The sequence below is a fragment of the Tenacibaculum aquimarinum genome (assembly GCF_022478115.1).
GTDB classification, from domain to species: domain Bacteria; phylum Bacteroidota; class Bacteroidia; order Flavobacteriales; family Flavobacteriaceae; genus Polaribacter; species Polaribacter aquimarinum_A.
This window is the reverse complement of sequence record NZ_JAKGSC010000009.1, coordinates 56544-68993: the sequence shown is the minus strand read 5'-3', so window position 1 is coordinate 68993 and position 12450 is coordinate 56544. Positions and strand designations below refer to the sequence as shown.

The window sequence follows — 12450 nt, the reverse complement described above, 5'->3', positions numbered from 1 at the left end:
CCAGAAGTAGCATCGCTAGAAGAATCATGGTAGGTTACTGTGTAAGCTAAAGGATCTTGAGAACCTAAAATAGCTGCGGTTTGGCTTTCTAAATCGAAAGATTGTATAACTCCGTTAGAGCCATCTCCATCTACAAAATCATCACATAATTCATATTCATTATCAGGATTAATATCATTTGCTACTGGAACCGGAGTTGTTTGTAAAGTAAGCTCAGCAAGACCAGTACAATCGTTATTAACCGTATTTATAATTTTAGCATAAATGGTTTGTAAATTCGCATAAGATGGATCATTATTATTTCTATGATTAGAAATGTCTAGAATTTCATTTATCTCTGAAGCTCTATCTGCAATTGTTTCAAAATATTTTACATCTAAATTTAATGCACCAGCCAAAGATGGATCTGCAAGAATATCTGTAGTTGCTTCAGAAAAGTCAAAGGTAGATATACCGTCTGTGTCATCGTTAGATCCAGGAGTATCATTTCCGTCAAAATCTAAAAAGTCATCACACTGAATAAATGTTCTATTGTAAGGAACATCTGCTGCAAAAGAAATAATAATGTCTATTGTTGTAATTCTATAACAATCTTCAGTAGATATTGTTCTTACCCAAACTTGATCTCCGTTACTTGCGTTATATGCAATAGGATTAGCTATAACTGGTGTTCCGGCAATTGCTTCAGCTTGTGTAGTAAAATATTCAAATGTTTCGTTTGTATGGTTTGTAGAAATGTTTTCTTGCTCTAATGTTAAGTTAATGTCTGCAACTAAATCTGCATCATCATCACATTGTAATATTGTAACATCTACAGGTGTTGGTAAAGGATTTACTATTAACTCAAAACTTTGAGAAGTATCATTACAATTTGCATTGTCTACATTTTCTACTCTAACAAAAATAACATCGTTTCCACTTTGATAATTTGTGTTTTTATCAATGGCATTTGTTGTTGCGCTAGTTTGTGCATCAGTTAAAGAGATGTGATATGAAACAGTATATTGCGTAGCACTTAAAGCACCTAAAATTTGTGCATCTCTGGTGTTTAATATAAAGTTATCATATAAACCATCATTATCTACACTATCTGTTCCATCACCATCACAAAAAATAATATCATCTGGTGTTTGCGCAACAGGTTCTCCGGTAATTTGTAAGTTGAAAGAATAAATTTCATTACAAGCATTTGGAGCTCTCTGATTATGTACTCTAACCCAAATAGGTCCATCATAAAAAGGAGTAGTAGGTGTAAATGGGTTTTCTAAACGGTTTGGTCTTGTATTGTTAATTGCATCGTTTTCTGTGGGGTAATAAACTACTTCAACAATTGTTGGATCTTGACCATTTAAAATTGTTGGTGTTAAATCTGTTTGAAAGTCGAAAGCATGTAAACCATCTCCATCAACATCACAAAAATTAATGTCGGTAGGAGCTACAGGAGTAAGATTGTTGTACACTTCAACTGTAAAAGTACCTGAAAGTATAGTTGGGTTCCCACATTCATCTGTAAGTGTAACGGTTAAGGTGTAATCTCCAGCATTATTAAACTGAATGTTATTTAGGGTTAAATCGGTTGTAGTTGAAACTACAGAGTTAGTTGCACCGTCGTCAAAAGTCCATTCATAATCTATCGTTGTTCCTGTTTGAGCAGTTACGGGTTCTGGTTGTATTATTACATCTTCTAGTAAGCAGTACTGTACCGTTTGGTTGTTTATTACTTGATTAGTTCCAGAATCTGTAAGCTCTATAGGTAATAATAATGAGGATAAAAAAGGAGGTAATCCTTGAGATGAAATTGCTCCTCCAAGATTTACAGATTGATGAGAATAGTTAGCTGCTACACCTAATTCTTCTGGGTTATTAATAACACTTATGCTTGAAGAATTATTACTTGCCCAATATATTTTACTATCTGGTGCTAATTGTAAAGCGCCTCGGGAGTTAGAATATGAATGAACCGTAAATCTAGAGTTATTTATATCATTTAGTGTTGGTTGTAATAAGTCATATTGATATAAGTTTTCAGTTGTGTTACTACTATTTCCGGTCGATACATAAAGAACATTACTAGAAATTGAAAATTCAGCCCCATATGCTGTATTGGAGTTTAAATTTAATTGTTGTGGACTTGAAGTTCCTTTATAATTACTTACAACACCTGTAGCATCATCAAAATCAAAAATAAAAGTTCCGGAATTCATATTAGCAGAAACCAAAGTTTTACCATCTGGGCTAACTTTCATGTAGCCTCTAACGTCATTAATACTTAAACCTGATATTATGCTAATTACTGGAGTTGAAATAACAACTCCACTAGCGTTTACTTTGTAAGAATAAAAGGTTCCGTTACCAGTATTACTAGTATTATTTTCAGATAAAGAAATTACCCAAAAAGTATCACATTCATCAGCTCTTACTGCAGTAACTTTTTCAGTCCAAACATTATCCAAACCGTCAGAAAGATTAATTGGTCCTAATACAACATCACCAAGACCACCATTTTGAGTCATATCGATTTCATAATAGAAAAAACCAGCGATTCCACCTCCAGAGCTTCCCGTAGCTGTAGTTCCAACTGTGAATAGGTAATAAACATCAGGTCTTCCTGGAGCAGGAATTGTTAGCGCAGATTGCGAACTAGAGGAATCTCCTCTTAAACCAGTACCGTTAGGCATTGGGTTATTATCTGCTCCCCAAACGGTTAAGCTTCTATCATTTTGATTTGGAGCTCCGACATAAAAAAGTAAGTCTCCATTAGCACCTGAAAAAGAAGAACAACCTTCAAATGTGTTTAATTCGCTACCTGTAACTGGAATTGGAGTTCCTGAATTAAAATCTAATGCAGCATTTCTACCAAAGTACCAGAAGTTTGCTTCTTTTTGTGCAAATAAATTAAATGTTAAAAATAAAAATATAAGAGGTAGTAATTTTTTCATCCTAATGTGATAGTTTCTTGTGTAAACCTCAAATTTAATAAAAAAGTATTACAAATCTCTCTTTTTTAACAGTGCATATGAGAGATAAATAAAGATAAAAGTCCATGTACAAACTATTGCAATATCTAAAAATTGCACATCATAATCCTTACTAAAACCACTTCCAACTTTTTCTGCCATAGTTCTTACGGCACCTAATCTACTACCAGGTTCTTTTATTAAATTAGTCATAGATTCTAATGGGAGAAATTGCATAATTGGATCAATACTCTCTGAGGCGTTTTTGATTCCTCTAAACGAGTAGTATAAAAAGCCTCTAAACATGTTTTCTATAATTAACCAAATAAACATGGCTCCAACGGCAAAAGCAGATCTTTTTACTAAGATCCCTAAAAATAATCCAAAAGAGAAAAAACCAACAAGTTTTACAAAAAATGCTAAAATATAGTCTAAATCGGAAAAAATGATTCCGATTTCGTTATAATCAGAGTAAATTAAGCCTAAAATTAATGAAACTACAAAAACAAAAACTGTAGAAATTAGTGCAAAAGCGATGACTGTATAGAATTTTGATAAGATGAATTCTTTTTTACTTAAACCATCAATAAGGTTTTGTTTCAATGTTTTATTACTGTATTCATTAGCCATCATTGATACAATAACAAGTAGTAAAAAGAATTTCATTGTTGCTGCAACGTAGGTGTTAAAATGCCAGATGTATGGAAAATTAAAAATCCCTTGGTCTGCTAAATGAATGGTTTCCCCAAAAATGTTAAAGCGTATTGCTGCTATTAATGCAATGGAAGTAAGCAGCCCAAAATAAATAATAGACAAAACTCTACTTGCCCTGTTGTGTTTTAATTTATGAAATTCTATATTAAGTAATCGAAACATGTGTTTAGTTTTAGGTTGAATTGGTTCTCGACTTTACTCGAACTGATATTCAGTTTTTTTGATTTAAAATTAGCTTGTTAAGTCTAAGAATTGTTGTTCTAAACTTGGTTTACGTTTTACCAAGTGCGAGATTGAAATTCCTTTTTGAAACAAGAAACTATTTAGTTCTGATGCAGAAATTTCTGTTGTTAAGTTGGCTATAATTAAATCGTGGTCTTTTTTAACACTTCCTATTGCTGGGTGATTGGCGAGAATCTCATTTAATAAAGTTTCATCTCCATCTACTTTAAGTTCAAACAAACCGTTAGAAGCTGTCATTTCATCAACTCTTCCGCTGTACAATTTTACTCCGTTTCTAATTACAACAACGTGGCTACAAACTTTTTCTACTTCATCGAGTAGGTGAGAAGCTAGTAAAATGGTAGTTCCATTACCTGCAATTTTTTGAATTATTTGTCTAATTTCATGAATTCCTTGAGGATCTAAACCATTAGTAGGTTCGTCTAAAATTAAAATTTCTGGATCGTTTAGTAATGCTGATGCAATTGCCAAACGCTGTTTCATACCCAAAGAATAGGTTTTAAACTTGCTGTTTTTACGTTCAAACAAGTTTACAGTTTTTAGTTTTTCATCAATTTTATCATAAGAGACACCTTTAATTTTACAAATTAATTGCAAGTTTTGCGTTGCAGTCATGTATGGGTAAAAGTTTGGTCGCTCTATAATTGCACCAACTTTTTTTAAGGCTTCGTGTGTAGATAACGTTCCGTCGAACCAAGAAAAATCTCCCGAAGTTCTATTAACAACGTTTAAAATAATACCTAATGTTGTAGATTTTCCACTTCCGTTAGGCCCTAAGATTCCGTAAACATTTCCTTTTTGAATATCAAAAGAAAGGTTATTTACTGCGTGAACGCTCCCGAACTTTTTGTCGAGATTTTTTAAAGATAAGATTGTTTCCAAAGAAATTGTTTTAGTCGATTGTTTATACGACGAACAATTTACAAATTTGTTACGGAGTTTTATTAAAATAGTTTTGTAGACTTTTTAATTCTGATAAAAATCATAATCGTCTATATCATCAAATGGATCTTCAAAATCATCATCTGAATTGGCATTTAAGTCTTCAGCTTTGAATTCTTTTTCAGGTGCTTCTGAAGGAATTTCACCAACAGTTAAGATAAGTTTGGTTTCAGAAATTATTTCATCAGAAATCTCAATAACTTCCACATAAAAAGTCCACATGTTTAAGAAATCGTACACATAAATTAACTTATCACTTTCTTGGGTAAGTGTTTCGTGTAAAATTTCTGTAGCCATAGAAATACCTTCGCCAATTTCATCCATATTAAATAACGGAATTTCTTCGCCTTGGTTCCATTCATTATCTGTTCTGTAAAAAGACGCCATTTCTTGACCACCAAAACCAAAGGCTTTAGCAATTGTTGTGTGTAATTTTTCTAGAGTTACATTTTTATCAATTAAAAAAGTACGAATTACGTCTTCTTTAGTATCTAAAATTACGCGGATTTTATACATTATTTATGTTTGAAATTCTATGCAAAAGTACGCAATTATTACGTATTTTTACTTCTCAAACTTTCAAAAAATGGATACAAATAAAATCCTTCAGAAATTAAATTCATTTAATAAAAATACACTAATGGAAACGCTTGATATTGAGTTTGTAGCCGTTGGTGACGATTTTTTAACGGCAAAAATGCCAGTAACATCTAAAGTGCATCAACCTTACGGAATAATGCATGGAGGAGCAACAGCGGCAATTGCAGAAACTGTGGGTAGTTGTGCTTCTGCATATTTTTTAAATGATCCAACTAAGCTTATTAATGGAATTGAACTAAGTATCAATCATATAAAAAGTATACGTGAAGGAACTGTTTTTGCAACGGCAAAAGCAATACACCAAGGTAGAACAACACATCTTTGGGAAATTAGAGTCGAAGATGAAGAAGGAAATCTTATTTCAATTTGTAAACTAACCAATATTGTATTGGATAAAAAGGCTTAATATTGAATAGTATTTTTAAAAATATTGAAGCACAGTTTAAAAAGCAACTTCCGTTTGTAGCTTATAAAAAACCAAACGAAACTTTTATTTCTGCTTATTTACAAGAAACGGATAAATTATTTTTTGCTGATAAACTTACAGAATACGGATTTGTTTTTGCTCCATTTGAAGGGAAAGAAAAAGCGATTTTAATTCCTGAAAAATATTCAGAATTTATAACTGAAGAATTTGTTATTAATGAAGAACTAACTTTTAAAAATCATTTTTCAGATGATTTTTCTTCAAAGGAAAACCATATTGAGCTTGTTGAGAAGGCTATTAGTGCAATTAATAATAATGAATTTAAAAAAGTAGTTGTATCTAGAAAAGAATTGGTTCAATTGGTTGATTTTGATTTGATTACAGTTTTTGACAAGTTACTAAATTTATACACAAATGCAATGGTGTATGTTTGGTTTCATCCAAAAGTTGGTTTGTGGTTTGGTGCAACACCAGAAACGCTATTAAAAGTTAAAGGGAATGAGTTTGAAACCATGTCGTTAGCTGGAACACAGACCTATAACGGAACAATAAATGTTACTTGGCAGCAAAAAGAAATTGAAGAACAACAGTTTGTTACAGATTATATAGTTGGTAATTTAAAAGCTACAGTAAAAAACATATCAGCATCAAAAACAGAAACTATAAAAGCAGGAAATTTACTGCATTTAAAAACTAAAATTTCTGGAGAGTTTAAAACTAATAGCTTAGAACTAATTTCTAAATTGCATCCAACACCTGCGGTTTGTGGTTTGCCTTTAGATATGTCTAGAGATTTTATTTTAGAGAATGAAAATTATAAGCGTAGTTTTTATACTGGTTTTCTTGGTGAAATTAACATAAACTCTAATTTTTATGTAAATCTACGTTGTATGGAAATTGTAGGTGAAAACGCACATATTTATGTTGGTGGTGGAATTACAAAAAATAGTAATCCTTTAAAAGAGTGGGAGGAAACCGTTGCTAAAACAAGGGTTATGAAAAAGGTTTTGTAAATTAAAAAAAACCACTAACAAATTGCTAGTGGCCTTTTCTGTGTAAAATAAACTTGAATTAAAAGTTTTTTAAATATCATCAAAAGAAACATCTGTAAAACTTTCTGTAGAAGCAGTTGTTTCTTCAATAGTTTCGGTAGTTTCTTCTTCTTTCTTAAAGTCTTTTTGGTGGCGCTCGCTAATTACTTCGCTACCTTTTTCATTTACAATAAAATCAGTTGCTTTTTGTAGCATTTCTGTAAAGTCAGAAAAATCTTCTTTATATAAATAAATTTTATGTTTTTGATAATGGAAAGAACCATCATCATGTGTAAACTTTTTACTTTCTGTAACTGTTAAATAATAGTCGTCTGCTTTTGTTGCTCTTACATCAAAAAAATACGTTCTACGTCCTGCTCTTAATACCTGTGAAAAGATCTCTTCTTGTTCAACTCTCTCGCTCATAATTTTCTTAAAATAGTAGTTATTTATTGTAGTTTACTAAAACAAATCTAATAAAATATTTTATTTAGCAATGTTAAAGATTAAATTTCTTTTTCTAAAAGTTGTTGTTCGTACAGCTCTTTGTAATATCCGGCTTTTGTTATTAGTTGATTATGAGTTCCTTGTTGAACGATTTTCCCTTCATCCAAAACTATAATTTTATCAGCGTTTTTTGCTGAAGAAACTCGGTGACTAATAATAAAAGTGGTTTTGTTTTTAGATACTTTTTCTAAGTTAGATAATATTTTTTCTTCTGTTTCTGTGTCTACAGCAGATAAACAATCGTCAAAAACTAAAATTTTAGGATTCTTAATAATTGCTCTAGCAATAGAGGTTCTTTGCTTTTGTCCGCCAGAAAGTGTAACACCACGTTCGCCTAAAATAGTTTTATAACCATCTTTAAATTCGATAATGTTGTCATGAATTACAGCATTTTTTGCAGCTTCAATTATCTCTTCTTCTGTGGCGTCTTCTTTTCCGAATTTAATATTGTTTTCAATTGTATCAGAAAACAGAAAAGGATCTTGAGGTACAAATCCAATTTGATTACGAACATCATCTAAATTACAATCTTCTATTGGTGTGTTGTCTAATAAAACACTTCCTTCAGTTGTGTCGTATAAGCGAGAAACTAAATTTACTATTGAAGATTTTCCGCTTCCCGTATTACCAAGAATGGCAACAGTTTCTCCAGATTTCACAGTAAAACTTACATCTTTTAACGCTGTAATATCTGTGTCATCATAGGTTAAGGTTACATTTTTAAATTCAATATTACCTTTAACTTCGGTTCTCTTTGTTGTGTTGTTTTTAATTTCTGGTACTTGTTCTAAAAACTCGTTTATTCGTTGTTGAGAAGCTTCAGCTTGCTGTACCATAGAGGTTACCCAACCAACAATTGCAACTGGCCACGTTAAAATATTTACATATAAAACAAAGGCAGCAATTACTCCAATCTGTATTTCACCATCAATATATTGTTTTCCTCCAATATAAATTACAATTAAGTTACTAACGCCTATTAATAAAACCATTAAAGGGAAAAAGAGTGCTTGTACTTTATATAAGGATATGTTTTTCTCTTTACTTTGGTCCGCTAAAGCGTCAAAATTTTTAATAACTGCAGATTCTATTCCGTAAGATTTTACCACATTTATTCCAGAGAAAAACTCTTGATTAAAGGTTGTTAACTTAGATAAGTATTGTTGTACAACTGTACTTCTTATATTAATAACTTTACTTATTAAAAAAACTGAAACGGATAAAAGCGGAAACGGAATTAACGTATACATAGTAAGCGTTGGTGCCATTGCATACATTTGCTGAAAACCTACAATAAATAGAATAATCATATTTAATGTATACATAATTGCAGGCCCAAAATACATACGAACTTTAGAGACATCTTCGCTAATTCGGTTCATTAAATCTCCTGTTCTATTTTTCTTATAAAAGTTTATAGATAAACGTTGGTATTGTTGGTAGATTTCGTTTTTTAAATCGAATTCAATTAAACGAGACATAACAATTATGGTTTGTCTCATTAAAAATGTAAAAAATCCAGATAAAAGAGCAATACCAATAATAAGTAGAACATTGTTAAGTAGTTCTGTTTTTACAACTTCTAGGTCTGTTATTTTTCCTGTTTGGTAATCTTCAACTGCATTTAAAGAGTTGCTAATTATTCTAGGTATTTCTAAGGCTAATATTTTTGATAAAAAGGTTATTATTATTCCTAATAATAAGCGCCATTTATATTTTAAAAAGTATTTGTTTAGGTATTGAAGTGCTTTCAATTAGTAGAATATTTAATTTATTATTTAACGTATGTCAGTTTACAAAAATAGTATATTAAACCTTAATATTTATGTTAAATATTGGTGTTTTAAATGATATTTTGAAATACTCCGTTGTTAAATATATGATAATTATTAGTTGTTTTTTTGCATGTGTTTTATTAATATCGTATCATTGTTGATAATATTTTACGAATATTAAAAATAAAACAGTAAACTTAAACTTATAAAAATGACGTCAGAAATTATTGATACAAAAGACTTAAAAAACGATCCGGTTTTTGGTCAACTTTCGTTTAACAATCATGAACAAATTGTTTTTTGTAATGACAAAGATACAGGATTAAAAGCAATAATTGGTATACATAATACTGTTTTAGGTCCTGCTTTAGGTGGAACTAGAATGTGGCAATATAATAGTGAATGGGATGCATTAAATGATGTGTTGCGTTTATCTAGAGGAATGACTTATAAAGCTGCAATTACCGGATTAAACCTTGGAGGAGGAAAAGCTGTAATTATTGGCGATGCTAAAACACAGAAAAATGACAAATTAATGCGTCGTTTTGGTGAGTTTGTGCATTCTTTAAGTGGTAAATATATTACCGCAGAAGATATGGGAATGGAAACTAGCGATATGGATGTTATTAGAGAAGTAACACCTCATGTAACTGGTGTTTCTGAAAGTATTGGAGGAGCAGGAAATCCTTCACCTGTAACTGCTTATGGTGTTTATATGGGAATGAAAGCTGCTGCTAAATATAAATTCGGATCAGAAAATTTAGATGGAAAAAAAGTACTTGTTCAAGGAGTTGGTCATGTTGGAGAAACTTTAGTAAAACACATTACTGATGAAGGAGCACAAGTAATAATTAATGATATAAACGAAGCTCGTTTAGAAGAGTTAAGTAAAAAATACGGAGCTAATGTAGTTTTAGGAAACGACATTTACGGTTTGGATGTAGATATTTACGCACCTTGTGCAATGGGAGCAACAATAAATGATGTAACTATAGACCAAATTAAAGCACAAGTAATTGCTGGAGCTGCTAATAATCAATTAGCAGATGAGTTAAAACACGGAAGGTTATTAAAAGAAAAAGGAATTGCATATGCGCCAGACTTTTTAATTAATGCTGGTGGAATTATAAATGTTTATGCAGAATTAGAAGGTTACGGAAGAGACGAAATCACTAAAAAAACTGAAAATATTTACAATACAACGTTAGAAATCTTCAACTTATCAGAAAAAGAAAATATAACAACACATGGTGCAGCTTTTAATATTGCACAGAAAAGAATTGATACTAGAAAAGAATCGAAATAAATTATCGATTTCTTTATAATTCAATCATAAAAAACCCATATTTTTGTAGCGCATTAGAAATAATTCTAATGCGCTTTTTTTAAACCTAGTTCAGTTCTTTATAATGATTAATAGAAGACATATTCGCGTTAAAGTAATGCAATCGATGTATGCGATGCAACAATCTAATAGCGACGATTTAATTAAGGAAGAGAAATTCTTAAAATTCAGCATTCAAAAAATGTTTGATTTATATGTGTTACAAATTCAACTTATGGTTGAAGTACAAAAGTTAGCACATAAAAAAATTGAACTTGCAAAAAAGAAAATCTTAGCAACTAAGGACGATTTAAATCCAAACACAAAATTTATAAACAACAGGGTAATTAATTCAATTACTGAAAGTGTATCTTTTGATGGTTATAAAGAACTTAACGGTCTTAATAATTGGGAATTAGATGATGAGTATGTAAAGATTATTTGGGAAGAGTTACAAAACTCTGATTTGTATACTAAGTACATTAATACTGTTGAAGATTCATTTAATGTAGACCGAAGTTTTGCAATCGATTTCTATAGAGAGATTATTGCACCAAATGAAAAATTAGCAGATTATTACGAAGACACCATGATTTCTTGGGTAGATGATATTCCGTTTGTAAACACATGGGTTCTTAAATCTCTAAACAAACAAAAAGAAGGTAGAGCTTTTCAATTAGGGAAGTTGTATAAAGACCAAGATGATGAAGATTTTGTTTCTCAATTATTTAAAAAAGCAATTTTAAATCATCATAAATATCAAGATGATATAAAAGATAAAACACCAAACTGGGAAAGCGATAGAATTGCAGGAATCGATATGATTTTAATAAAAATGGCAATTACAGAGTTTTTGCATTTTCCATCAATACCAAGTAGAGTTTCAATAAACGAGTATATAGAACTAGCCAAAGATTATTCAACCGAAAAAAGTGGTTACTTTATAAACGGTGTTTTAGACAAATTATCTAAAGACTATTTAGCCACAAAAAAAATGGTTAAAATGGGAAGAGGATTAATGTAGTTCAAAATAATTTAGTAATTTTATCACACTAAAATAAATATTTATATAATGAAAAAAGCAATAGTAGCAATAGCATTTGTATTAACAGCAGGAGTTTTTGTTTCATGTAAAGAAACTAATGCAGCATCTAAAGTAAAACAAGAAAACGTTGTAAACGCTCAAAAAAGAGATAACGATATAAGTAAAGGTGCACCAGTTGTAGCTTTTGATAGATTAGAGCACGATTTTGGAACTGTAAATGAAGGAGAAGTAGTACAAACTTCATTTGTAGTAACAAACACGGGTAAATCTGATTTAGTAATAACTAACGCAACGGCAACTTGTGGTTGTACGGTTCCTGTTTGGCCAAAAGAGCCAGTTGCTCCAGGAGAATCTGCAGAAATTAAAGTTAGTTTTAATACTAATGGTAAACCTAACAGACAATCTAAAGCTGTAACATTATTTACAAATACTGCAACAGGTAGAGAAGTTGTTAAAATTGTAGGAATGGTTACACCTAAAGCTAAAACACCAAGCGTATAATGATAGCAAGTATATTTTTACAAGCAAATGGTGGTTTAATGAGTATGTTGCCATTTGTAGCAATGATTGGTGTTTTATATTTCTTTATGATTCGTCCACAGATGAATAAAGCAAAAAAAGAGAAAACATTTCAAGCAGAAATAAGAAGAGGAGCTAAAGTTGTAACTTCTAGTGGAATTCACGGTAAAATAGTGGATTTAAACGACGCAGAAGGTACAGTAACTATAGAAACTGGAGCAGGGAAAATTAAGTTTGAACGTTCAGCAATTTCTATGGAATTAAGCAAACGCTTTTCTGGAGCTGTTAAAAAATAAATCAATTTTTAAATTGATAAAAAAGTGAGCTTTTTGCTCACTTTTTTGTTTTTATGTAGATTGCACTATA

Annotated in this window: 12 protein-coding genes; 6 read left to right on the top strand and 6 right to left on the bottom strand. The window is 30.9% G+C overall.

Annotation, left to right across the window (positions count from 1 at the left end):
• The 4 genes from L1S33_RS12760 to L1S33_RS12745 all read right to left on the bottom strand — a co-directional run.
• Nucleotides 1–2939: PKD domain-containing protein (locus L1S33_RS12760; RefSeq protein ID WP_240562614.1), on the bottom strand; the 2939-nt coding region annotated here is incomplete at its 3' end.
• Between the two features lie 48 nt (nt 2940–2987).
• A complete protein-coding gene (locus L1S33_RS12755; protein WP_240562613.1) occupies nt 2988–3833 on the bottom strand; it encodes an ABC transporter permease in 846 nt (281 codons plus the stop codon).
• Between the two features lie 69 nt (nt 3834–3902).
• Nucleotides 3903–4796, bottom strand: coding sequence for an ABC transporter ATP-binding protein (locus tag L1S33_RS12750; RefSeq protein ID WP_240562612.1), 894 nt, complete (start codon nt 4794–4796; stop codon nt 3903–3905).
• 84 nt (nt 4797–4880) lie between these two features.
• Nucleotides 4881–5372, bottom strand: coding sequence for a plasmid pRiA4b ORF-3 family protein (locus L1S33_RS12745; protein WP_240552540.1), 492 nt, complete (start codon nt 5370–5372; stop codon nt 4881–4883).
• Nucleotides 5373–5442: 70 nt separating this feature from the next.
• Between L1S33_RS12745 and L1S33_RS12740 the strand changes: the two genes are divergently transcribed.
• Both L1S33_RS12740 and L1S33_RS12735 read left to right on the top strand, forming a co-directional pair.
• Nucleotides 5443–5862 (top strand): PaaI family thioesterase, encoded by a 420-nt coding sequence (locus tag L1S33_RS12740; protein ID WP_240562611.1) that lies wholly within the window; start codon nt 5443–5445, stop codon nt 5860–5862.
• A gap of 2 nt (nt 5863–5864) precedes the next feature.
• Nucleotides 5865–6896 carry a chorismate-binding protein gene (locus tag L1S33_RS12735; RefSeq protein ID WP_240562610.1) on the top strand — a complete coding sequence of 344 codons (1032 nt, stop codon included), beginning with the start codon at nt 5865–5867 and terminating at the stop codon, nt 6894–6896.
• Nucleotides 6897–6965: 69 nt separating this feature from the next.
• Here L1S33_RS12735 and L1S33_RS12730 read toward each other — a convergent pair whose 3' ends face one another.
• Both L1S33_RS12730 and L1S33_RS12725 read right to left on the bottom strand, forming a co-directional pair.
• The gene (locus tag L1S33_RS12730; RefSeq protein WP_240552537.1) at nt 6966–7340 is read right to left on the bottom strand and encodes a PUR family DNA/RNA-binding protein; all 375 of its coding nucleotides are present in this window, start codon (nt 7338–7340) and stop codon (nt 6966–6968) included.
• A gap of 80 nt (nt 7341–7420) precedes the next feature.
• Nucleotides 7421–9175, bottom strand: a complete 1755-nt coding sequence (locus L1S33_RS12725) for an ABC transporter ATP-binding protein (protein WP_240552536.1) — start codon at nt 9173–9175, stop codon at nt 7421–7423.
• Nucleotides 9176–9407: 232 nt separating this feature from the next.
• Here L1S33_RS12725 and L1S33_RS12720 point away from each other — a divergent pair, with 232 nt between their 5' ends.
• The 4 genes from L1S33_RS12720 (at nt 9408) to yajC (ending at nt 12380) form a co-directional block, all read left to right on the top strand.
• Nucleotides 9408–10502, top strand: a complete 1095-nt coding sequence (locus L1S33_RS12720) for a Glu/Leu/Phe/Val family dehydrogenase (protein ID WP_240562609.1) — start codon at nt 9408–9410, stop codon at nt 10500–10502.
• A gap of 103 nt (nt 10503–10605) precedes the next feature.
• Nucleotides 10606–11544, top strand: coding sequence for a transcription antitermination factor NusB (nusB, locus tag L1S33_RS12715; RefSeq protein WP_240562608.1), 939 nt, complete (start codon nt 10606–10608; stop codon nt 11542–11544).
• A 48-nt stretch (nt 11545–11592) separates the two neighbouring features.
• The gene (locus L1S33_RS12710) at nt 11593–12066 is read left to right on the top strand and encodes a DUF1573 domain-containing protein (protein WP_240552533.1); all 474 of its coding nucleotides are present in this window, start codon (nt 11593–11595) and stop codon (nt 12064–12066) included.
• Nucleotides 12066–12380: a preprotein translocase subunit YajC gene (gene yajC / locus L1S33_RS12705; protein WP_072554625.1), complete on the top strand. Its 315-nt coding sequence runs from the start codon at nt 12066–12068 to the stop codon at nt 12378–12380. The genes L1S33_RS12710 and yajC overlap by 1 nt, the downstream gene beginning before the upstream one ends.
• The last annotated feature ends 70 nt before the right edge of the window (nt 12381–12450 follow it).

What these genes read in the sequence shown, in the direction of transcription:
- L1S33_RS12720 (WP_240562609.1), top strand. Translation starts at nt 9,408, where the DNA reads ATGACGTCAGAAATTATTGATACAAAAGACTTAAAAAACGATCCGGTT.
- yajC (WP_072554625.1), top strand. Translation starts at nt 12,066, where the DNA reads ATGATAGCAAGTATATTTTTACAAGCAAATGGTGGTTTAATGAGTATG.
- L1S33_RS12755 (WP_240562613.1), bottom strand. Translation starts at nt 3,833, where the DNA reads ATGTTTCGATTACTTAATATAGAATTTCATAAATTAAAACACAACAGG.
- L1S33_RS12710 (WP_240552533.1), top strand. Translation starts at nt 11,593, where the DNA reads ATGAAAAAAGCAATAGTAGCAATAGCATTTGTATTAACAGCAGGAGTT.
- L1S33_RS12745 (WP_240552540.1), bottom strand. Translation starts at nt 5,372, where the DNA reads ATGTATAAAATCCGCGTAATTTTAGATACTAAAGAAGACGTAATTCGT.
- L1S33_RS12740 (WP_240562611.1), top strand. Translation starts at nt 5,443, where the DNA reads ATGGATACAAATAAAATCCTTCAGAAATTAAATTCATTTAATAAAAAT.
- L1S33_RS12730 (WP_240552537.1), bottom strand. Translation starts at nt 7,340, where the DNA reads ATGAGCGAGAGAGTTGAACAAGAAGAGATCTTTTCACAGGTATTAAGA.
- nusB (WP_240562608.1), top strand. Translation starts at nt 10,606, where the DNA reads ATGATTAATAGAAGACATATTCGCGTTAAAGTAATGCAATCGATGTAT.